This is a genomic window from Williamsia phyllosphaerae (genome assembly GCF_014635305.1).
In the GTDB taxonomy this organism is placed as follows: Bacteria; Actinomycetota; Actinomycetes; order Mycobacteriales; family Mycobacteriaceae; genus Williamsia_A; species Williamsia_A phyllosphaerae.
In genome coordinates, this window is sequence record NZ_BMCS01000002.1 from 392,140 (window position 1) to 413,780 (window position 21,641).

General features: G+C 68.9%; 21 protein-coding genes and 1 tRNA gene. 9 read left to right on the forward strand and 13 right to left on the reverse strand.

The annotated features are described in order from the left end of the window. Positions 1-20: 20 nt before the first annotated feature. Together IEV93_RS15775 and IEV93_RS15780 are read left to right on the forward strand one after the other, a co-directional pair. Complete coding sequence (locus tag IEV93_RS15775) at positions 21-335, forward strand: hypothetical protein (protein ID WP_188490926.1); 315 nt, start codon at positions 21-23, stop codon at positions 333-335. 91 nt (positions 336-426) lie between these two features. Next, entirely contained in the window at positions 427-2,721 is a 2,295-nt protein-coding gene (locus tag IEV93_RS15780) for a DUF2254 domain-containing protein (RefSeq protein WP_188490927.1), read from the forward strand. On the opposite strand, the gene IEV93_RS15785 is transcribed toward IEV93_RS15780, so the two are convergent. After that, positions 2,655-4,001, reverse strand: coding sequence for an aminotransferase-like domain-containing protein (locus tag IEV93_RS15785; protein WP_229705229.1), 1,347 nt, complete (start codon positions 3,999-4,001; stop codon positions 2,655-2,657). The two genes, IEV93_RS15780 and IEV93_RS15785, sit on opposite strands and share 67 nt — an antisense overlap. Positions 4,002-4,047: 46 nt before the next feature. Between IEV93_RS15785 and IEV93_RS15790 the strand changes: the two genes are divergently transcribed. Beyond that, a complete protein-coding gene (locus IEV93_RS15790) occupies positions 4,048-5,046 on the forward strand; it encodes a DMT family transporter (RefSeq protein ID WP_188490929.1) in 999 nt (332 codons plus the stop codon). Here IEV93_RS15790 and IEV93_RS15795 read toward each other — a convergent pair. Both IEV93_RS15795 and IEV93_RS15800 read right to left on the reverse strand, forming a co-directional pair. Next, on the reverse strand, positions 4,991-5,224 hold the full coding sequence (locus IEV93_RS15795; RefSeq protein ID WP_188490930.1) for a hypothetical protein: 234 nt from the start codon (positions 5,222-5,224) through the stop codon (positions 4,991-4,993). The two genes, IEV93_RS15790 and IEV93_RS15795, sit on opposite strands and share 56 nt — an antisense overlap. 106 nt (positions 5,225-5,330) lie before the next feature. Beyond that, positions 5,331-6,626, reverse strand: a complete 1,296-nt coding sequence (locus tag IEV93_RS15800) for a S8 family peptidase (RefSeq protein WP_188490931.1) — start codon at positions 6,624-6,626, stop codon at positions 5,331-5,333. Positions 6,627-6,789: 163 nt separating this feature from the next. Between IEV93_RS15800 and IEV93_RS15805 the strand changes: the two genes are divergently transcribed. Both IEV93_RS15805 and IEV93_RS15810 read left to right on the forward strand, forming a co-directional pair. Then, a complete protein-coding gene (locus tag IEV93_RS15805; RefSeq protein ID WP_188491642.1) occupies positions 6,790-7,074 on the forward strand; it encodes a DUF1490 family protein in 285 nt (94 codons plus the stop codon). Beyond that, positions 7,071-9,209, forward strand: a complete 2,139-nt coding sequence (locus IEV93_RS15810) for a heavy metal translocating P-type ATPase (protein WP_308691284.1) — start codon at positions 7,071-7,073, stop codon at positions 9,207-9,209. Before IEV93_RS15805 ends, IEV93_RS15810 begins: the two co-directional genes overlap by 4 nt. A gap of 6 nt (positions 9,210-9,215) precedes the next feature. Here the strand turns inward: IEV93_RS15810 and IEV93_RS15815 are convergent, their stop codons facing one another. The 4 genes from IEV93_RS15815 to IEV93_RS15830 all read right to left on the reverse strand — a co-directional run bounded on the left by IEV93_RS15815 (position 9,216) and on the right by IEV93_RS15830 (position 12,748). After that, entirely contained in the window at positions 9,216-9,674 is a 459-nt protein-coding gene (locus IEV93_RS15815; RefSeq protein ID WP_188490932.1) for an NUDIX hydrolase, read from the reverse strand. Between the two features lie 30 nt (positions 9,675-9,704). After that, positions 9,705-9,905: a hypothetical protein gene (locus tag IEV93_RS15820; RefSeq protein ID WP_188490933.1), complete on the reverse strand. Its 201-nt coding sequence runs from the start codon at positions 9,903-9,905 to the stop codon at positions 9,705-9,707. A 116-nt stretch (positions 9,906-10,021) separates the two neighbouring features. Further along, the gene (locus IEV93_RS15825) at positions 10,022-10,966 is read right to left on the reverse strand and encodes a ribokinase (protein ID WP_188490934.1); all 945 of its coding nucleotides are present in this window, start codon (positions 10,964-10,966) and stop codon (positions 10,022-10,024) included. Between the two features lie 48 nt (positions 10,967-11,014). Further along, complete coding sequence (locus tag IEV93_RS15830; RefSeq protein ID WP_188490935.1) at positions 11,015-12,748, reverse strand: DUF3556 domain-containing protein; 1,734 nt, start codon at positions 12,746-12,748, stop codon at positions 11,015-11,017. A 185-nt stretch (positions 12,749-12,933) separates the two neighbouring features. Here IEV93_RS15830 and IEV93_RS15835 point away from each other — a divergent pair, with 185 nt between their 5' ends. Beyond that, positions 12,934-14,505, forward strand: coding sequence for an acyl-CoA carboxylase subunit beta (locus IEV93_RS15835; protein WP_188490936.1), 1,572 nt, complete (start codon positions 12,934-12,936; stop codon positions 14,503-14,505). Positions 14,506-14,530: 25 nt separating this feature from the next. Here IEV93_RS15835 and IEV93_RS15840 read toward each other — a convergent pair whose 3' ends face one another. Genes IEV93_RS15840 through IEV93_RS15850 form a run of 3 tightly spaced genes read right to left on the reverse strand, consistent with a single transcriptional unit; the run spans position 14,531 to position 17,721 of the window. Further along, positions 14,531-15,094, reverse strand: coding sequence for a LemA family protein (locus IEV93_RS15840; protein ID WP_188490937.1), 564 nt, complete (start codon positions 15,092-15,094; stop codon positions 14,531-14,533). A gap of 40 nt (positions 15,095-15,134) precedes the next feature. Beyond that, positions 15,135-16,889, reverse strand: a complete 1,755-nt coding sequence (locus IEV93_RS15845; protein WP_188490938.1) for a DUF2207 domain-containing protein — start codon at positions 16,887-16,889, stop codon at positions 15,135-15,137. Between the two features lie 58 nt (positions 16,890-16,947). Then, entirely contained in the window at positions 16,948-17,721 is a 774-nt protein-coding gene (locus tag IEV93_RS15850) for an IclR family transcriptional regulator domain-containing protein (RefSeq protein WP_188490939.1), read from the reverse strand. Positions 17,722-17,821: 100 nt separating this feature from the next. Here IEV93_RS15850 and IEV93_RS15855 point away from each other — a divergent pair, with 100 nt between their 5' ends. From IEV93_RS15855 to IEV93_RS15865, 3 genes are all read left to right on the forward strand, one after another. After that, on the forward strand, positions 17,822-18,574 hold the full coding sequence (locus tag IEV93_RS15855; RefSeq protein WP_188490940.1) for a CoA transferase subunit A: 753 nt from the start codon (positions 17,822-17,824) through the stop codon (positions 18,572-18,574). A 1-nt stretch (position 18,575) separates the two neighbouring features. Then, the gene (locus tag IEV93_RS15860) at positions 18,576-19,208 is read left to right on the forward strand and encodes a CoA transferase subunit B (RefSeq protein ID WP_188490941.1); all 633 of its coding nucleotides are present in this window, start codon (positions 18,576-18,578) and stop codon (positions 19,206-19,208) included. 70 nt (positions 19,209-19,278) lie between these two features. Then, positions 19,279-19,354: transfer RNA gene (locus IEV93_RS15865), tRNA-Ala, on the forward strand. A 100-nt stretch (positions 19,355-19,454) separates the two neighbouring features. Here IEV93_RS15865 and IEV93_RS15870 read toward each other — a convergent pair. From IEV93_RS15870 to IEV93_RS15880, 3 genes are all read right to left on the reverse strand, one after another. Further along, on the reverse strand, positions 19,455-19,787 hold the full coding sequence (locus IEV93_RS15870) for an MmcQ/YjbR family DNA-binding protein (protein WP_188490942.1): 333 nt from the start codon (positions 19,785-19,787) through the stop codon (positions 19,455-19,457). An 8-nt stretch (positions 19,788-19,795) separates the two neighbouring features. Then, positions 19,796-20,794 (reverse strand): divisome protein SepX/GlpR, encoded by a 999-nt coding sequence (gene sepX / locus IEV93_RS15875; protein ID WP_188490943.1) that lies wholly within the window; start codon positions 20,792-20,794, stop codon positions 19,796-19,798. A 157-nt stretch (positions 20,795-20,951) separates the two neighbouring features. Then, entirely contained in the window at positions 20,952-21,614 is a 663-nt protein-coding gene (locus IEV93_RS15880; RefSeq protein WP_371873849.1) for a GNAT family N-acetyltransferase, read from the reverse strand. Positions 21,615-21,641: the final 27 nt, after the last annotated feature.

Here is a 21,641-nt window from a genome sequence, read left to right on the forward strand (position 1 = left end):
TTGACGAGGCCCATGACCCCATGGATGCTGGAGACATCAGCACTCAGGAGCCCGACCCCACGTTTCGCCAGGCGGCGACCTACGCGATCACCGTCATCGTGGTCGCTGCGCTGTTCCTCGGCGTGGGTGGCCTTCTCTACGATCCGGTGCCGCTCGCGATCATCATCGTGTTCCCGCTCCTGGTCCTCGCAGGCGCGGCCGGCGCGCTCTGGTGGACCTATCGCACCTGGCAGGCCAAGGGCCGCTGGCAGATCTGGCAGGGCGCGAGCTGGTTTCTGCTCGCCCTCTTCCTGATCTCGCTCGGCGGGACCGGCAGCGCACTGCTCGACCGCTGAGCCGCACCCCACCCGCCTCCCGACCGCCGATTCCTGTCATGGACATCGGCGCTGCGTTATACCGTTCTCCCACGTACACAGGAGACTCGCGATGTCGCACTGGTTCACCGAGAGATTCGTCGACACAGGCCGACTGCCCATCTTCTTCCTGCTCGTCGCCTTCGTCCTGACGTTTCTCTTCATCCGGTTCAGCGTGCGGATGATCCGGGCCCAGGTGTCGTGGTGGCCGGGCAACGTCACCCCGGGCGGGATGCACATCCACCACGTCATCTTCGGTCTGGTGTTCATGCTGCTCTCCGGATTCGGACTCGTGGTGCTCTCCGACGAGCAGACCCCGGTGGCGAACTGCGTCCTCGCCGCGGTGTTCGGTGTCGGGACGGCGCTCGTACTCGACGAGTTCGCACTCGTGCTGCACCTGCGCGACGTCTACTGGGCCGAGGAGGGGCGCGCGTCGATCGACGCGGTGTTCGTCGCGATCGCGATCGTCGTGCTGTTCCTGTTCGGCATCCGCCCCATCGGTTTCGACGGCGACGTCGGCGAACTCCGCGAGGACCACTCGATCGCCGCGGTCGTCGCGACGACGATCTGGTTGGCCGTCGAGCTGGGCCTCGCGGTGATCACCGTGCTCAAGGGGAAGCTGTGGACCGGGCTCGTCGGACTGTTCATCGTCCCGTTGCTGATCGTCGGCGCGATCCGTCTGAGTCGGCCCGCCGCTCCGTGGGCGCGGTGGCGATACGCCCGCAACCCGGGCAAACGGAGTCGATCGCTGGCCCGGGAGGAACGTTTCCGCGAGCCGATGGTGCGGGCGAAGATCATTGTGCAGGAGTCCATCTCCGGACGTTTCGGGTTGCCCGAGGTGACCACCCCCGCGAGCGTCGGCACGCCACCGCCGGTCCCCGCCGCCCTCGATGACTCCGCCCTCGACGGCACCACCGCACGGCCACCCCACCGACTCGCCACCGCGATCGCGTGGCAGCGCACGCGGCGGCGGCTGCGGCCGGTGCCGATCTGGCGCCTACCCCTGATCCTGGTCGGTCTCGCGGTCATCGCGTCGGTGGCGCTCGACACCGCCGACGACCAGTTCACCGTCGACGGCATCGACGGTGGCGCCCTGGCCACCCTGCTCAGCGTCATCGCGGGCGCGATGATCACCCTCACCGCGCTGGTGTTCACCGCCATCACCCTGGCCATGCAGTTCGGGGCGACCCAGATCTCGGTGCGCGTCATCCCGATGCTGCAGCAGGATCGCACCATGCGTGCGTCGATCGGTGTCTTCCTGGCCACGTTCGTCTTCGCGCTCGGCATAGCACTGGAGATCGCGATCGGCGGGCAGCCAGGCACCACGAAAGTCGAGGCGCCTGTGGTGTCGACGGCCATCGCGATGGTCCTGACGCTGATCAGTGCAGTCATGTTCGTGATGCTGGTCTCGAAGGTGGGCAATGTCCTCAACTCCGAACGCCTGCTGCGGTGGATCGCCGCCGAGGGTCATCGCGCGATCCTGCGGCGCTACCCCGAGGTGCCCACCGACACCGAGACACTCGAGGAGTCGGCCGGGAACCCGACCATGTCCCAGCCGCCCGCCGACGCCGACGTCGACCCGGCGTCGGTGATCGTGGTGCGGTTGCGGCAGGTCCCCGCACACGGTCGCGTCCTGCTGGCCATCGATCTCGCACGGATCCAGCGACTGGCGACCCGCTGGGAGGTGTCGGTGGCGATCCTGCCCGCGATCGGCGACTTCGTCCCCCACGACAGCCCGGTGTTCGAGGTCCGCGGCACCCCGACCGGGCTGGCGCCGCACCAACATCCGGCACATCAACTGCAGGGCACACTGATCTTCGGCGACACCCACCAACCATCGGTGAGCCCGGTCGCCGCACTACAGTCCATCGTCGACGTCGCATCCAAGGCGTTGTCGACGTCGGTGAACAACCCCGGTCTCGCGGTCCAGGCACTGAACCACCTCGAGGACCTGCTCCTCGTACTGGCACCGCGACTGCGCGCCGGCACCGCCGACGTCACGTTCTCGCGGATCACCGGATACCGACGTTCCTGGGCCGACCACGTCTCCATCGCGACCGACGAGATCCGACAGTTCAGCGGTGGATCCATGCAGGTGCAGCGCCGACTACGGGGGTTGCTGACGACCCTGATCGACAACTGCCCGGAGGCGCAGCACCCGCCGCTGGTCGAACGACTCGCCGCACTCGACGTCCGCAGCACCACCGAGTGGGACTCCCCGCTCGACCGCCGCCTGGCGAGCGCCTCGGACTCCCAGGGGCTCGGATCGGAGTCGGGTAGCCGACGCGGACCGGCGGTGGCTCACCCCAGCAACGACTGCATCACCCCGGCCGCCTCGGCGAACCTGCTCGGATCCGAACTCCCGTAGTTGAGCCGGATGTGCGGCCCGGACACATCGGCCGGGAACCACTCCGCACCCGGCGAGATCGACACCCCGCGGGTCAGTGCGCGGGCGGCGTAGGTCTCGGCGTCGGCGTCCTCGGGCAGTCTCAGCCACAAGTTCAACCCGCCACGCGGAACGTGGGTCAACTCGAGGTCGGGTGCATGCTCGGCGACGCTGCGCACCAACAGGTCCCGGCGTTCGGTGAGTTCGCGCCGCAGTCGGGTGCAGTGGGTGCGCCATGACGGTCGGGTCACGACATCGAGCGCCGCCTGCTGCAGCAGCGGCGAGACGTAGAGGTCGTTGACCGCCAACGCGTTGGCGATCCGGTTGCGCGCCGGTCCACGCGCGACCACCGCGGCCACCCGCAACGTCAACGACGCGCTCTTGGTCAACGATCGGATGTAGACCACGTGACCGTCACCGTCGGCCGTCGCGAGCGGGACCGGGGTCTCGTCGATGGCGAAGTCGTGTGCCCAGTCGTCCTCGACGAGGAACGCGCGCCGCGAACGGATCACGTCGAGGATCTCTCGACGATCCGCCGGGTTCCACAGTGCACCGGTGGGATTGGCGAAGTTCGGTTGGGCGTAGAACAGTCGCGCACCCGAGGACCGCAGGGCGTCGTCGAGATCTTCCGGCCTCGGTGCGCCGGTCGTGCGGGCCACCGGCACGATGACCAGACCGGCCTGCCGGGCAGCGGTGATCGCACCCCAGTAGGTCGGCGACTCCATGACGATCGGTTCGCCCGGGCCGGCGAGGGCGCGGAACACCGTGGACAGCGCACTCTGACCGCCGGAGGTGATCACCGCGTCGGAGTCGCGCCACGCGTCGTCTGCGACGCCGGTCAGTTCTCGGACGAACCACGCCCGCAGCTCGCTGACCCCGGCGATCGGCGGCCTTTCGAAGCTGCGGTCCTCGCGAATCGCCTTGGCCAACGCCGAGCGCACCTCGCGCATGGGCATCAGTGACATGTGCGGGTAGCCGCCGTGCAGCGCGATGGTCTCGCGGTCGACGCCGCGCAGCGACGAGCCCACCGGCGATGCGCCACTGCGCTCCGGGCCGAGGCTCGTGGTCTGCCAGTCGACGTCGGCGGTGCGACGAGTGCGCGGGCGGTGCACGACGAAGTTGCCTGCACCGGGCCGGGTCTCGACGAGTCCGTCGGCCACCAGGGTGGCGATGGCGCGTTGCACCGTCACCGGGCCCGCGGTGAAGCGTTCGGCCAGGATGCGCGTCGAGGGCAACCGGCTCCCCGGGGACGAATCGGCCACCAGGGAACGGAGGTGACCCGCGATTCGCGTACTGCTATCGTTCGACATGAGTAGCAACGATAGCGCTTTCGTCCGGTCCGCGACACCGCTTTCCACACGGTCCGGTGTCTGGTTCGGCTTCCTCGGCGTGCTGGCCTTCTCGTTCACGGTCCCGTTCACGCGCGTGGCGGTCGGCGCACTTGATCCGCTGTTCGTCGGCACCGCCCGAGCGGTGGTCGCCGGCGTCCTCGCGATGATCGCGCTCGCCGTGTGCCGTGTGCGGTTCCCGAGTCGGTCCCAGGTCACCCGACTCGTCGTCGTGGCGATCGGCATCGTCGTCGGTTTCCCTGTTCTCACCTCGTTGGCCCTGACCACCACCACCGCAGCCCACTCGGCGGTCATCATCGGACTGCTGCCCGCGATCACCGCGGCCACCGTGGTGATGCGCACCGGCGAGCGGCCCGGGCGCCGGTTCTGGCTGTTCAGCGTGGCCGGAGCGTGCGCGGTCATCGGCTACTCGTTCATCGCGCACGGCTCGCTGGGCAGCCCGAGCATCGGTGACCTCTATCTGGTCGGGGCCGTGCTGCTCGGTGCGCTCGGCTACTCCGAGGGCGGGCTGCTGGCCCGGGAACTCGGCGCCTGGCAGACGGTGAGCTGGGCGCTGGTCGTCGCGTTCCCGGTCATGTCGGTCGCCACCGTCGTCGTCGCGGTCCTCGCACCGCCGCACGCGAGCGCGGCGCAGTGGTCGGCGTTCGCCTACCTGGGCGTGGTCAGCATGTTCCTGGGATTCTTCGCCTGGTACCGCGGACTGGCGATCGGTCCGATGACGACGGTCAGTCAGACCCAGCTGATCCAGCCGGTGCTGACCCTCATCTGGTCGGCCCTGCTCATCGGAGAGGCGATCACGGCACCGTTGGTCATCGGTGGCGTGGTGATCGTCGGATGCGCGTGGGGCGCGGTGCGGAGCCGCATGTCCTCGGCGGCAACTGCGGCGGTCGCCACCCCGGCGGTCACTGGATCGGCGAGTCCGGAGGTGCCGCGCGGAACACCGGTGCCTCTTCGATAGCGCCGACACCTGTGATCTCCGACAACGCCGTACGCCGATCCGCGGGCACGGTGGCCGAGATGAGGCCGATCGCGGCGTGCACCCCGGTCACCTCGACGCCACTCGCGCGGACCGCGGCCACGACCTCGTCGATGGCCGCGAGGTGCGCGTCGTCGACGGTAATGGTGATCTCGGGCATGAGCCGCACTCTACGCCCGGTCGCGACCTCCGCCGAGCGGGCCGAAAACACCCCTCGAGCGTGCTTAGGCTCGACGGGGCGTTTCGGCACGCTCGACGGCGGCGAGTCAGCGGGGCGCCTGCACCAGACCCGCGCCGACATCGGCGGCGGGGATGTCGAGGCGACGGGCCTCCCGGGTCAGCGTGGTCCACAGGTCGCGACCCCGCCGGCCGGTGGTCTCACACCACAGCGCGGCGATGCCCGCCACATGCGGTGTCGCCATGGAGGTCCCGCTGATCGTGTTGTACCGCGACGGACTCTCGGCGAAGACCGGCCACGACGAGTAGACATCGACACCCGGCGCCGCGATGTCGACGTTGCCGCCGTCGACGCGCGTGCTGCGCGCCGAGAACGGGGCGATGGCCGATGCGCCGTCGATCGCGCCGACCGCGGCGATCGACGGACTGTTGGCCGGGACCCCGACGAAACCGGGATCCGACGGCCGGTTGGCGTTGTTACCCGCCGCCGCGATGATCAGGGTGCCCGCGTCGAGTGCGCGTCGGCCGACGGTCTCGTACGCCTGCGACACCGCCCGAACGTCGGCGCCCAACGACATCGACACGATGTGCACACCGTTGGCCAGCGCCCAGTTCAGACCCGCGAGAATCCCCGCGTCCGGACCGCCGCCGTCGTTCCCGAGCACCTTGCCGACGTAGATCTCCGCTCCGTGCGCGATGCCGTACCGCCGACCGGTCGGCGGCGCGAGCGGACCGCACGACGTTCCGACGCAGTGCGTTCCGTGGCCGTGGCCGTCCTGGGGCTGCTCACCCGAGACGAAGCTCTGCGCCGTGATCGAGCGACCGACGAAGTCGGGGTGGGTGAGGTCCATACCCGTGTCGAGCACCGCGACCTTGACCCCGGCGCCGGTGGCCGCGGAGGTGGACACCCCGGTCGCGATGAGTCCCCAGGTGAACTGATCGGTGTCGACGATCGGGCCGGTGGCCGCGGCCGAAACCACTGCCCCACCGAGACGTTCGGACAGATCGGTGACGCCGCCGCGATAGCCGCGCAGATAGTCCGGCGACGCCCCGCCCGACTCGGCGGAGCGGATGCGCTGCACGCGTTCGGGTTCGATCGATCGGATCGCGCCGTCGAGCGAGCACATGGCGTCGAGCGCGACGATCTGATCGGCGTCGGCGTCGACGACCGCGACCCCCAGCTCGGCGAAGATGGTCGCCTGAGCCGAGCGGGTCTGCTCGATGTCGAGGGCCTGTCCTGCGAAATCGGTTGTCGAGGCCACGCTCGTCATGCCCGCCACCTGACGCAGAGTGCCTGCGTAGGAGGAACTCCCGTCGTTCGGGGCGAACACGACGATGCGCCGTCCGGTCCCGGTGTCGCCAGAGGTATGGGTGTCGCCGATCATCGAATCTTCCTCCCGTTGGTCACATTCGTCGCCCGCGCCGCTCACGCTACTTCGCCTGACTCATCAACTCATGCGCATACCGTAACCTCGCGCTCCGACATGTACCGGACGTCGTCGGTCGAGTAAGTTGGTGTCGATTCGACGACGTGAGGACAGCAAGAAGATGCTCGTGCACGGCTTGATCGCCAAGGCGACAACGACAGTGGTGACCGGCGCGGTGGGCGCCGTCGCCTACGACCTCGCGCGCAAGGCCGTCGCGAAGGCGCCGGTCCGCGACGCCGCCGTGGTCGTCACATCCTGGGGCCTGCGGGGCACCCGCAAGGCCGAGGAGTCCGCGGAGTCGGCACGCCTGGCCGTGGCCGACGTGGTCGCCGAGGCACGCGAACGCGTCGGCGAGGAGACCACCCCTCCGGGCACCGCCGACGCCGGACACACCCACGAGCATTGATCGACATCACCCCGGTCTCCGACGCGGCCGGCCGTCTCCGGCTGCGGGTGGGGTGGCTACGCGGATCGTCGATCCGTGCGGTCGCCATCGAGGAGGCCGTCATCGGCGTGCCGGGCGTCCGTGTCGTGCACGCCTATCCACGCACCGGTTCGGTCGTGATCTGGTACCGCACCGGGTCCCTGGACCGCGACGCGATGATCTCCGCGATCGAGGCATCGTCGTCCGTCTCGGCTGACCTGCTGCCCGTTCGCCCGCCGTACTCCGCGGAGATCTCCAACACCGACATCGTCCGCATGGGCGTCGGCGCCCTCGCGCTGGGCCTTCTCGGAATCCGCCGCTACGGACTGCGCCGTGCGCCGATGCTCGGTCCGACGAGCCGGCTGTTCGCGACCGGCGTCACCGTGTTCACCGGCTACCCGTTCCTGCGCGGCGCGTTCCGCTCGCTGCTCGGCGGAAAGTCGGCCGGCACCGACGCACTGGTCTCGGCGGCCACGGTCGCCAGTCTGCTGCTACGCGAGAACGTCGTGGCGCTGACCGTCCTGTGGCTGCTCAACATCGGCGAGTTCCTGCAGGACCTCACGCTGCGCCGCACCCGGCGCGCCATCTCGGACCTGTTGCGCGGCAACCAGGACACCGCCTGGGTCCGCCTCGCCGACGGCACCGAGATCCAGGTCGGCATCGAGACCCTGGCCGTCGGCAACGAGGTCATCGTCCACGACCGTGTCGCGGTACCCATCGACGGAACCGTCGTCGAGGGCGAGGCCCTCGTCGACCAGTCCGCCATCACCGGCGAGAGCCTGCCGGTGACCGCAGGCGTCGGCGCCACCATCTACGCCGGGTCGGTCGTGATGAACGGTCGGTTGGTCCTGCGTGCGGATGCGGTCGGCGACAACACGACCATCGGCCGGATCATCACCCGGGTCGAGGAGGCGCAGCACGACCGCGCCCCGATCCAGACCGTCGGCGAGAACTTCTCGCGACGGTTCGTGCCCGCGTCGTTCGCGGTCTCGGCCATCACCCTTCTGCTGACCCGCGACGTCCGGCGTGCGATGACGATGCTTCTCATCGCCTGCCCGTGTGCGGTCGGTCTGGCGACCCCGACCGCGATCAGCGCGGCCATCGGCAACGGCGCCCGACGCGGCATCCTGATCAAGGGCGGCTCACACCTCGAGCGCGCCGGCCGGTTCGACGCCGTCGTCTTCGACAAGACCGGGACCCTCACCCAGGGCCGTCCCATCGTCACCAACGTCGTGTCGTTCCACGACGACTGGCAGCCCGAGCAGGTCCTCGCCTACGCGGCGAGCTCGGAGATCCACTCCCGACATCCGTTGGCCGAGGCGGTCATCCGGTCCACCGAGGAACGCCACATCGCCATCCCCCCGCACGAGGAGTGCGAGGTGCTCGTCGGACTCGGCATGCGTACCCGGGCCGACGGACGCACTCTGCTGCTCGGCAGCCCGTCACTGCTCACCGGCGAACAGGTCGCGGTCAGCGCGGACGCCGAGGCGTGGGTCGACAAGCTGCGCTCACGCGCGGAGACCCCACTGCTGCTGGCGGTCGACGGTGAGCTGGTGGGGTTGATCAGCCTGCGCGACGAGGTGCGGGCCGAGGCGTCCGAGGTGATCGCCGAACTGCGGTCGGTGGGCATCACGCGCATCGTCATGCTGACCGGCGACCACCCGACCACCGCGGCCGCGGTCGCCGCCGAACTCGGCATCGACGAGTGGCGCGCCGAAGCGCTCCCCGAGGACAAATTGGCCGCGGTTCGCGACCTGCAGGACGCCGGACACGTCGTCGCGGTGGTCGGCGACGGCATCAACGACGCTCCGGCGCTGGCGGCCGCCGACATCGGCATCGCGATGGGCCTCGGTGGCACCGACGTGGCCGTCGAGGCCGCCGACATCGCCCTGGCCGGAGACGACCTGCGACGCCTGGTCGATGTCCGTGAGCTCGGCGCGCGCACCGTCGATCTCATCGGCCAGAACTACGGGATGTCGATCGCGGTGAACGCCATCGGACTCGCTGTCGGAGCCGGCGGCGCACTCTCCCCGGTGCTCGCCGCGGTGCTGCACAACGCCTCGTCGGTCGCGGTGGTGGCCAACAGCTCCCGACTGATCCGACACCGCCTCGACTGAGTGCGCTCAGCCCTGGTCGGGAAGACGATCCAGGAACGGCTGCTGCGCGGCGAGGATCTTCTCCCGGGCCACGTCGATGGCGAACCACTCGACGCGGTCGACCTCGGGGAACGACGCGGTGACACCGGAGCGCGGGGGCCACACCATCTCGAAGGTGTTGCTCACCGCGTCGGACACGTCGAGATCGGCCTCGACCGCGAACGCGGTGACGATCTTGCCGCCCTTCTGGGTGATCTCCCCCAGGTCGATGACCGTACCGTCCGGCACCGGCATCCCGAGTTCCTCGGTGAACTCCCGCCGGGCCGCGTCCAGCGCCGGTTCGTCGGACTCGTACTCCCCCTTGGGGATCGACCACGCCCCGGCGTCCTTCTTGGCCCAGAACGGTCCACCCGGGTGGGCCAGCACCACCTCCACCGTCGCCGACGACCGACGGAAGACGAGCAGCCCGGCGCTACGTCTGGGCATACGACGACTCGCGCGGGCGCGTTGGGAGGTTCAGGGCTGGGCGTGGATGAGCGACGTGGCCGTCGGCATCTCCGTGACCGGCGCCTCGGGGTGCGGCGAGCGGACGCCGATACCGTCCCCGCTGCCGAGGTCGGCGTCGCGACGCTCCACGGCGCGACCGATCAACAGCGCAGCAGCGATCGAGACCAGGCACCACCCTGCACAGATGGTGATCACGATCACAGTCAACATGGCTCCATCGTGTCTGGTCGCGGTCACGAACACAACTCCGGGGTCGGCGTTTCGCGGGATCGGAAACACCGTTAACCAGGTCTAATGATCGTAAATGGCTCGCTCGGCCATCCACGTCACCCCTCCGATGGCTTCGGAAGCCCCTCGACTGCGGCGCGGATCTCGCCCGCTTCCGGATACGACTCCAGGGTCCCGGTCGCCTGCACGGAGATCGATGCCGCTGCCGTGGCCCACCGGACCGCGTCGGCGAGCTCGTCCCCCGTCGCCAGGCGAGCGGCCAGTGCGCCGACGAACTGATCACCGGCGCCGGTGGAGTCCACCACCTCGACCCGCGGTGAGCGTTGTCGCCCGTCGCCGTCGGAGTCCACCCAGACCGCCCCGGCGGCGCCGAGCGTCGCGACGACACTGTTCGCTCCCCGCGATCGCAGTTCCCGGGCGGCGGCGATCGCGGAGTCCGGACCGTCGACGGCGAGCCCGGTGAGGTCGGCCAGTTCGTTGTCGTTGACGATCACCGGGTCGCAGCGACCCAACACAGACTCCGGCACCGGACGCGCGGGAGCCGCATTCAGGACGAACCGACCGGCGCACTGCTGCGAGGCCGCGACGATCACCTCGTCGGGGATCTCGAGCTGGCACACCACGACCGGCGCGGTCTCGATCGCCGCACGCTCGTCGTCGGAGAGCGCGCCCCAGACACCATTCGCCCCGGCCGCGACCACGATCGTGTTCTGCCCGTCGGCGACGGCGATGTAGGCCGCACCGCTCGGCGCATCGGCGACCGCCGCCACCAGATCGGTGGCGACGCCCCGTCGGTCGAGTTCGGCGACGAGTGCGCGCCCGTCCTCGTCGTCACCGACCCGCCCGCAGAACGACACCGCACCGCAGGTGATCTGGGCCGCGACAGCCTGATTGGCACCCTTGCCACCGACATTGCGCCGCACCGAGCGCGCGATGAGGGTCTGTCCCGCGCGCGGCAGGTGATCGAGTTCGGTGACGACGTCGAGGTTCACCGATCCGACGACGACCACGAGTGGCGTCGGGGTCGGGGTCGTGGGGGTCATCGTGTCAGTGTCGCGTAGAGCCGCCTCATCGCGTCCCGCGACCGGCCCTCACCGTGTCGGGGCGGTTCCCGACTCCACCTGCACCGGCAGGTCGTCGGCCCACGGCTGGGCGTTCACCATGTCCGTGACCCGGATCGAGCCGCGTTCGAATTCGCCGGTCGCGGGGTCGACCAATCGGTACTGCTGCGTGCGTCGGTGGATCGGCTGCGCGTCGAGCAGGATGACGCGGACCTCGCCGGGGTCGAATTGACAGCGTTCCTGCAACGCGGCGATGAGCGTCTCGTTATGCATGTGTCCGTCGCCGAAGTTCCAGCCGATGGCGGTGCTGCAGATCCGTTCGCCGTCGACGATGACGTAGTCGGATTCGTCCCGGTCGGCGAGGGCGCGGTGGACGAGGGTGAACAGGGCGCGGCCGTGGGTGTTCATGGCGCGGAACGCGTATCCGAGGTGTTGCTGGATGACCGCCTGCTCGGGACCGAACATCTTCTCCAGCTGCGCCTGCGGCATGATCGCGATCGTCTTGACCCGATCGGTCAGTTTCGCCGACGCGGTTGGCGTCATGCACCACATGGTGGTGTCCCAGTTGCCCGCGTAGTAGCGCATCCCCGGCAGGAACGAGATCTTGTGCGGGAACAGGTTGCCTGCGACGACGACGGCCACGACGACCGCGAACAGTCCGAACACCGGGATCGGTTGCGAGACGTCGCCGAGACCGGTCTCGGCGTGGCCGACGAACAGGATCCCGACCCCGATGATCATGAAGACGTTCCATTCCAGCGGTGCCCCCATCGGAATCGACGACAGGATGCCGAGGTGGAACACGATCATCACGGTGGCGGCGACGGTGGTGACGATTCCGCCGCCGGAGAAGAACAGGACCAGCGGCACCGCCATCTCCACCGCGGTGGCGACGTGGGCGATCGTCGCCGCCAGACGGGAGGGTCGCAGGTCGTCCGGGTAACTGCGGAAGAACCGCTTCTTGATCGAGGTCGGCCGGATCGTGGGGCTGTTCGACAGCATCGTCGACATCACGAACGGCAGGTGCGGGTTGACCTTCGAGGTGGCCGCCGCGACCCAGATGACGAGGAAGATCAGTTTCGCCGCCACGACCATGTCGACCGCGGCGAAGAGGAACGTCACCGACAACGTCGCGTAGATCTCACCACGGCAGGCCAGGAAGATCACCTTGTCGCGGAGTCCGAGCACGGCCAGCACCCCGAGCATGACGGCGACAGGTGCGACCGGCAATACGCCGACCGTCGTGTCGAGTGCGGGCACCTCTCCGGTGCCGTCGGAGGCCAGCGCCCACACCGCGGCACCGAGCAGCGCGGCGTAGAGGAGCACGTCGAACGGGGTGCGCGCGGTGCCCGCGGTCAGCGGGATCCGCGGCCACGGGGGCAGTCGAATGGTGCCCGGCCGCAGCCAGTACAGCGGCGATCCCATCGGCGGGAAGTAGCGGTTGTTGAGCGGACCGAAGCCACAGCCGAGTCCGAGGACCTCGAACAGCAGCGAGAACACGACGATCTTCTGGAAGACGATCGGTTCCGACCACCAGGAACCGGTCGCGGTGAACCCGTCGACGCCGGTGGTCGCCAGCGCGACAGCGATCCCGCCGAGCACGTACAGGACGATCTTGGTGACGTAGAAGACGTACAGGGCATCGGGTACACCGAACCCTCGACGCGCGAGGTGTGCCGCGGCCGGGCGGATGCGTTCGCTCCGGCTGCCCGCCGACCACGCGGCCATGTCCCACACGGGCAGGTCGGGGCGAAGGAATCCCATGGGAGAACAACCTAGCCCAAACGAGCGCTTGGTCGGTGGAGAACGAACCCGACACCGCACGGCAGCGTCCCTCGCCACCCGGGGTGCGGAGGTTGTCACAGCGAACCCGAGCTCGGGCAGCCCATTGTTCAGACTTCGGTCGCAGCGGCCGACCCGGTACGAACCGCCACCTACCGTCGGCCTCGATGACCATTGTCGAAAGTGAGCCACCCGTGGGCACGACCGCAGACAAACTCGCCGAGCTGCACAAGAAGATGGCCGAGGCGGCCGAGCCGGCCGGCGACAAGGGCATCGCCAAGCGGCGGCTGAAGGGGATCCCGAGCGCGCGCGAGCGCATCCACAGCCTTCTCGACCCGGGAACCTTCGTCGAGATCGGGGCGATGGTCCGTCAGCCCTACGTCACCGACGCGCTCTACGGCGACGGCGTCGTGACCGGGCGCGGCCTCATCGAGGGCAGACCGGTGGTCGTCATCTCCCATGACCAGACGGTGTTCGGGGGTTCGGTCGGCGAGATGTTCGGTCGCAAGGTCGCCGCCGCGATGGAGACCGCGATCGACAACGGCTGTCCCCTCGTCGCGATCAACGACTCCGGTGGCGCCCGCGTGCAGGATGCCGTCACCTCCCTGGCCTGGTACGCGGGGATGAGCCGCCGTCAGATCCGGCTGTCGGGATTGGTCCCGCAGGTGTCGCTGATGTTGGGCAAGTGCGCTGCGGGCGCGGTCTACGGACCCATCAACACCGACGTGTTGATCGCGACCGAGCGGGCCTACATGTTCGTCACCGGTCCGGACGTGATCCGCGAGGTCACCGGCGAGGAGGTGAGCATCGACGAACTCGGCGGTGCCTACAACCAGGCCCGATACGGCAACATCCATCACGTCGCGGCGACCGAGGATGAGGCTTTCGCGTGGGCCCGGGAGTATCTCGGGTTCTTCCCGTCGTCGTGTTGGGAGAGTCCACCGGTGGTCAACCCCGGACTCGAACCCGAGATCACGGCGTCGGACCTGGAACTCGACCGGATCATCCCCGACCAGGACCGGGCGGGATACGACATGCACGACATCCTGGTTCGCATCTTCGACGACGGGACGTTCCACGAGTTCGGCGAGCCGGTGGCCAACAATCTCATCACCGGCTTCTCCCGGGTCGACGGGCGCACGGTGGGTGTGCTCGCGAATCAGCCGCTGGTCTCCGCGGGTGCGCTCGACGCCAAGGCGTCGGACAAGGCCGCCCACTTCATCCGGCTGTGCGATGCCTTCAACATCCCGCTGGTCTTCGTCGTCGACACCCCGGGGGTGCTCCCCGGCGTCGACGAGGAGAAGATCGGCGTGATCAAACGCGGCGGCCGGTTCTTCTACGCGGTGGCCGAGGCCTCGGTGCCGATCGTCACCGTCATCGTGCGCAAGGCCTACGGCGGCGGGTACGCGGTGATGGGCTGCAAACAGCTCGGCGCCGACGTCAACCTGGCCTGGCCGACCGCCCGCATCGCCGTGATGGGTGGCGAGTCGGCGGTCGGGCTCATCGGACGGCAGGCGCTCGCCGCGGCGAGCGACGAGGACCGCCCACGGGTGCGCGAGGAGCTGATCACCTTCTACAACGACACCGTCGCGACCCCGTGGGTCGCCGCCGAGCGGGGCTACATCGATGCGGTGATCCAGCCCTCGGACACCCGACTCGAGATCCGCAAGGCGCTACGGCTGCTGCGGGACAAGACGACATCGGACACCCCGCGTCGCCACCGCGTCATCCCGCTCTGATCGGCGACGAAGGTCGCGGCAGACGTCAGAAGGTGACGGTCGGCGGTGCCTGCTGCCCCTCGGGCGCCTTGTAGAACTCGCGGGTCGACACCTTCGCGAAGCCGGAGAAGAACATCCACGGGATGGTCTGCACCAGGGTGTTGAGGGTGGTGACGGCGTCGTTGTAGTACTGGCGGGCGAACGAGATCTGGTTCTCGGTGTCGGTCAGCTGCCGCTGCAGGTCGAGGAACTGCGTGTCGGCCTTGAGGTCGGGGTACGCCTCCGCCACCGCCATCACGTTGACCAGGGCGTCACTCAACTGGGCGTCGGCGGCGGCCTTCTCCGGGACCGCGTCGCCCTCGGCGGCCTTCGCCACGCGTGAGCGCGCAGCGGTGACGGCCTCGAACACCCCGGATTCGTGTGCGGCGTAGCCCTTCACGGTGTTCACCAGGTTGGGGATCAGGTCGGCCCGTCGGGTCAGCTGGACGTCGATGCCGCCGAGTGCTTCCTGCGCGCCGATGTCGGCCTTGCGCAGCTTGTTGAAGCCGACGACGCCGAAGCCCACGAGGGCGACGATGACCACCACGATCACGATCAATGCGATCAGCATGCGGTATTCCCTTTCACGACACATCCATCGGTTTGCCTTGTCACCACGAGCCGCCTCCTCCGCCGCCCCCGCCGCCACCGCCGGAGAAGCCACCCCCACCGCCGGACGACGAGGAGGTCGTCTGGGTGGCCTGATACGCCGAGATCGCCGACGACACCGAGGAGTTGAAGTCCGCGGAGAAGTTGCTCATCGACGCCAGGCCGTAGCCGGCAGCGTAGCCGTGGCCGGCCCCGAAATACGACGGGGTCGGCGGATCCTCGCCCACCTCGATCCGGTACTTCGTCGCCCACACCTCGGCGACCCCGAACGCGACAGCCCACGGGATGTACTGCGTGTAGAGCTCTTTGCGGCCACTGAAGTCGAATCGCGCCTCACTCGAGGCGGTCCCGAGCACACGTCGGAACCCGCCGATGTGCGACCACGCCTCGCGTCCCTTCTTGGTGCGGAACGTCTTCGCCTCGGGCGCCGCCAGCGGCAACGCGAACACCGCGAAGATCGCCAACGGCAGTCCGATCAGCGACATGTGGAACGGACTGAAGAAGAACAGGTAGCCCGCGCCGAGTGCGGCGCCGATGACGAGCAGGGCGCCGATCGACCCGATTCCCTTGACCTGCATCAGTCCGGTCGCCTGCGACCACGACGTGACCGACGAGTCGAAGCGGGCCCGCGCGGCCTTGAGGGCCTTGCCACCGTCGACGTCGCCCGGCTGGGCGGAGAAGCTCTGTCCCGGTGCGACTCCGAGCGTGGTCGCGGTCTGCGCGGTCACCGCGTCGAGGCGACCGAAGTCGCCGTCCTTGCCGGTGATGGTCCATGCGCCGTCGACGTTGTCGATGTCGGCGACGCCCTTCTCACCGAGTTCCAGCATCGTCGCGGCGTACATGTCGTCGCTGATCTTCTCGGTGAGCACGTAGGCACCCTGCGCCGGGCCCATGCCCTCGGGCGGGCCGTACATCAGTGGATACGCGGGCGGCGGCTCTCGGACACTGCGTGCCAGAAGCCAACTCACCACGCCCGCGACCACGGCGAGGAGCGCGAAGACGATGGCCAGGGGTACCGACCGGCCGAACACGGGGTCGAACGGGATCGACCACGGGAGCGACTTCTGTCCGGGCGCCGCGGTGCTCAATGCGGTCTGCACCGTGACCGGGGTGTTGGGTTCGAGCGATCCGGTGGTGACGGTCAGGGTGTTGCCCGCCGCGCTCGCCTGACAGCCGGCGTCCGACCCGGCCCCGACCGCGCACCGGGTGTCCTGCGGCGGTGTCGGCGTGGTCGCGCGCAGGGTGGCCTTCGTGATCGGCATCCGCCATCCGCCGGGGATGAGGTTCCAGTAGAACTGCGAGCCGCGCGCCCCGTTGATGGGGTCCGACAGCACTCCGTCGACCTCATAGGTGATGACGTAGCGGTGGTTCCCGCTGATCGAGACGTCTGCCTTGCCGATCTTGGCGACCACGTAACGACCACCGCGCTCGGTGCTCAACGAGACACCGTCCGACGATCCGTCCCGGGTCACGCGGATGTTCTTGGGCACGTAGCGGATGTGGGAGTCCGCCGGGTCGGCGATGTCGAAGAACCGGAAGATCCCGTGTTTGGACAGCGGGAAGTCGACGTCCAGGGTCTCGGTGGCCGTCATGGTGCCGTTGTCGTCGACCTCGAAGTCGGCGGTGTAGTCGGTGATGACGGCGGTCTCGGCGGCGGCATCGGACTCGCTGTCGTCGAAGCTGCCGAACAATGCGGGCAGCAGCATCGCCCCGATGACGACCAGGACCGCGAACACGCTGACGACCGCACGCCTCATGGCGCGGAGCCTACTGTGCGCATGCCCGATTCGCCTATGTCCGATCGGCCCCGGGGCATCAGCCCAGGCGCGCGAGGTCTGCGGAGATGGCGTCGGCTGCGGCGAGAAGTGCCGGCAGCAGGTCGCGGCGCATCTCCTCCGGAGTGTGGCGGGTCGCGGTCGTCGACAGATTGACCGCCGCGGTGACCCTGCCGGTGCGGTCGCGGATCGGCGCGGCGATCGACCGGAGGCCGTCCTCGAGTTCCTGGTCGACCAGGCTGTGTCCCTGGTCGCGGACCCGGTTCACCTCCGCGCGAAGGGCATCGACGTCATCGAGGGTGCGAGAGGTCAGCGGCTGGGCTCCATGGGCCAGCTGCTCGTCGAGTGCGTCGGCGCCGAGCCCAGCGAGCAGCACCCGGCCCATCGACGTCGCGTGGGCGGGGAATCGGGTGCCGATGGTGATCGACACCGTCATGATCCGGCTGACCGGCACGCGTGCGACGTAGACGATGTCGTGCCCGTCGAGGACCGACACCGAGCTCGACTCGCCGACCGTGGCCGAGAGGTGCTCCAGGTGCGGGCCGGCGACTTCGGGCAGCGACAGACTCGACAGGTAGCTGTAGCCGAGATCGAGGACGCGGGGGGTGAGCCAGAAGCGCGATCCGTCGCCGGCGACGTAGCCGAGGTGCTCGAGGGTCAGCAGGAATCGTCGGGCGGTCGCGCGCGTGAGGTCGGTGGCTTTCGCCACCTCGGACAGCGTGCGACGGGGGTGGGTGGCGTCGAACGCGCGGATCACCGACAGTCCGCGCGCGAGCGACTGCACGTGATCGCCCGATGTCTCCGGGGTCGTCATGGGCGGTTCCTCTCCCGCCGCGATGAAGACGGCGCGAGGCCCATGTTCGCATTACGAACACTGGTTCACAATACGAACACTGTCGGATACAGTGCTCGGCATGGACAAGGTGGTGCGCACAGCGGCCGACGCGGTGGCCGACATCCCCGACGGCGCCAGCATCGCCGTCGGCGGGTTCGGCCTGGTCGGGGTGCCCGAGATACTGATCGACGCGCTGCGGGATCAGGGCGCCGGCGAGCTGGAGACCATCAGCAACAACTGCGGCACCGACGGGTTCGGGCTCGGGGTGTTGCTCGCCGAGCACCGGATCCGGCGCACGATCAGCTCCTACGTCGGCTCCAACAAGGAATTCGCCCGGCAGTATTTGCAGGGCGAGCTCGAGGTGGAGTTGACGCCGCAGGGCACCCTCGCCGAGCGGATGCGGGCGGGCGGCGCCGGGATCCCCGCCTTCTTCACCCCCGCGGGTGTCGGAACCCAGGTCGCCGACGGCGGACTCCCGCTGCGCTACGACGGGGCCGGCGGTGTCCTGGTGGCCAGCGAGCCCAAGGAGACCCGGGAGTTCGACGGCGTCACCTACGTGATGGAGCGTGGCATCGTCGCCGATTACGCGTTTGTGCACGCCTGGAAGGGCGACCGGCACGGCAACCTCGTCTATCGCCGGAGCGCCCGGAACTTCAACCCCAACGCCGCGGCCGCCGGCAGGATCACCATCGCCCAGGTCGAGCATCTCGTCGAACCGGGCGAGCTCGACCCGGAGAACATCCACACGCCGGGCATCCAGGTGCAGCGTGTCGTCGAGGTCGGGCCGGTCGAGGTCGGGATCGAGAAGCGCACGGTGCGGACGGAGAACTGAGATGGCCTGGACACGTGATGAAATGGCGGCCCGCGTCGCTCTCGAACTGCGCGACGGCGAGTACGTGAACCTGGGGATCGGTATGCCGACCCTGGTGCCCAACCACATTCCCGCCGACGTCACCGTCGTCCTGCACTCGGAGAACGGCGTCCTCGGTGTCGGGCCCTATCCCACCGACGACGAACTCGACCCGGAGCTGATCAACGCGGGCAAGGAGACCATCACGGTCCTGCCCGGGGCGTCCTACTTCGATTCGGCGGCGTCGTTCGGGATGATCCGCGGCGGCCAGGTCGATGTCGCCGTCCTGGGCGGCATGCAGGTCAGCGCGCGCGGGGACCTCGCCAACTGGATGGTCCCCGGACACATGGTCAAGGGCATGGGCGGTGCGATGGACCTGGTCCACGGCGCTCGGCGGGTGATCGTGATGATGGACCACCAGTCCCGCGACGGCGCCTCGAAGATCCTCCCCGAGTGCACCCTCCCCCTGACCGGTGAGCGCTGTGTCGGACGCATCATCACCGACCTCGCCGTCATCGACGTCACCGACGACGGGCTGGTCCTCATCGACACCGCACCCGGCGTCACCGCGGACGAGGTGGTCGCGGCCACCGCCGCTTCCCTGCTGGTCGCCTGACTCGCCCGACGAGGGGACGGCCGAATATGGGATCCGGGTGACCCTTTGGTACCGTTGTCGAGCAGTACCAGGGGCTATAGCGCAGTTGGTAGCGCGTCTCGTTCGCATCGAGAAGGTCAGGGGTTCGATTCCCCTTAGCTCCACCACCGGGACCCATCGGGCCCTTTCTCCCGTTCCCGCGACATCGATCGACTCCCGCGACGGGGATCTCTGTCGCGCAAGTCGAACCACGTCGCGGGAAGCGTGTCAGCCTGCGTCGAAATCGCGGACCATGGTCTTCGGCGCACGGCGTCGCCACGCCTCGGTGATCATCTCCGCGACGACGTCAGCGTCCGCGGCGGTCAGCGACACCGCAACCGCCGACAGCTTCGCACCCCAGTACACCTCGGTGCACCAGTCGAATTCGGCCACGGCCTCGCGGATCTGCTCGTCCGACACCATGACCCGCAGGGTGTCGTCGTCGGGCATCGTGGCCAGGATGTTCTTACGAAAGCGCAGCGCCGCCATGCCGTGATGGTCGGCAACAGACACCTCGGGGAGCGACAGCGCACGAGCACTGACGTCATCCCAGGTGGTCATGGGACGAGCTACTCGCCTGCGGCCCTACGGAACTCGGGCTCCTCGCGCATGACGCGACGACGCTGGAACGGCGGGAGGTGGTCGAACACGGGATGCTCGTCGTCGATCTCGAGCACCACGGCACCCGGCCGGATGAGGTGTTCGGGGATCTCGTCGGCCAGCGGGCTCTCGTCCTCGATGCGGCGGCGCTGCTGAGTCATTCGCGCGGCACGCGCGGCGCGGACACTTCGCTGGCGACGGATTCGCTCCTCGATACGCACGGTGCGTCGCAGGTACGCCATGTAGGCGACGAGGAGGAACACGCCGACACCGGTGGCGGCCCAACCGATCCCGCCCAGCAGCACACCGACACCGACCGACGCGATCGCGAGAACCGCGAACACGAGCAGGAGTCGCTGACGACCGCGGTAACGGGCCTCGCTGCGGCGGGTGTCGGCGGTGGGGTCGTATCCCCCGCGACCGCGCCGGGCCGGCTCCTCGGCGGTCAACGGCTCGGTGACCACCTCGTAGTCGGAATCCTCGTCGTCGAACTCGTCGTCCGCATCGAGATCGTCGAGGTCGTCCAGATCGTCGTCGGCGTCGGCGTCGAGATCGGCGTCATCGGACTCGAGGCGCTCGACGTCGTCCGCGGAATCGACGGTGTCGGACTCATCGGCATCGGCATCGCGATCGTGATCGTCCGAGTCCACGACGATCTCGTCGGCCTCGTCGATGTCCTCCGGCGCCTCGGCGACCAGCACGTCCGAGTGGTCGTCGAGCTCGTTGATCAGCTCACCGGGCTTGCGGTACTCACGCACCGGCGCGACCCAGTCGGCATCGTGCGGATGACGTCCGCGAGCGACCTTGCTGCTCGCCTTCGACATCGCGCGGCCGCCACGGTTGATGACGCGGGTCGCGAGGGTGGCCTCGGTGCGCTTGCGCACCTCGGGCCGTCCCTTGATCACCATCGGCACCAGCACGAACAGCCAGATCGCCACCAGACACACCCACAACACGGAATTCGGCATGACCGCGGCTCTCCTCTCCGTTCCGACCGACCCTGGTGATCACCCGAGCCTCATGAGTCACAAATGACTGCCCTCAGGCTAGGGGTGGGGGCGCCCCGGCCAGCGCAGACGCGCCGAAGCGACATTGAAAGTTCTCCCCTGTTCGCGACGGGGTCGATCAGCCGGGATACGACGCCCGGCCACTGCGCACGAGGGCCTCGGCGGCGCTGCCGGCGATCTCCTCCGCGGTGAGTGCGAACAGGATGTGGTCGCGCCACCCACGGTCGACGTCCATGTAGCGCTCGAGCAGGCCCTCCTTGCGGAAGCCGACCTTGGTCAGCACGGCCTTCGACGCCTCGTTGCCGGGTTGGACCGTCGCCTCGAGTCGGTGCAGCCCGACCGCGCCGAAGCAGTGGTCCACGCCGAGCGCGACCGCCGCGGTCGCGACACCCTGGTTGGTCACCGAGTTGTCGATCCAGTAGCCGATCCAGGCGTTGCGCAGGGCGCCGCGCTGGATGTTGCCGATGGTCAGCTGCCCGACGAACTCGCCGTCGACCTCGATGACCAGCGGCAGCATCGACCCGTTCTTGGCCTCACGCTTGAGCACCGAGTGCAACGTGGGCCACGAGGTCATGTGGTGACGGTCGACCCAGTTGCCCTGACCGGTGGGTTCCCACGGCATGAGGGTGTTCTGGTTGGCGATCCGCAGCGAACTCCACGCGCGGGCGTCGCGGAGGCGGACGCCACGCAGCGTCACCGTTCCCGCTCTCGTCTGCAGCGGCCCCAACACCGTGGGCCAGCCGGGATGCCCGGCGCCGCTGCGCACCCATCGTCCAAACACGATCGAAGACTATTACCCGTGTCCGAC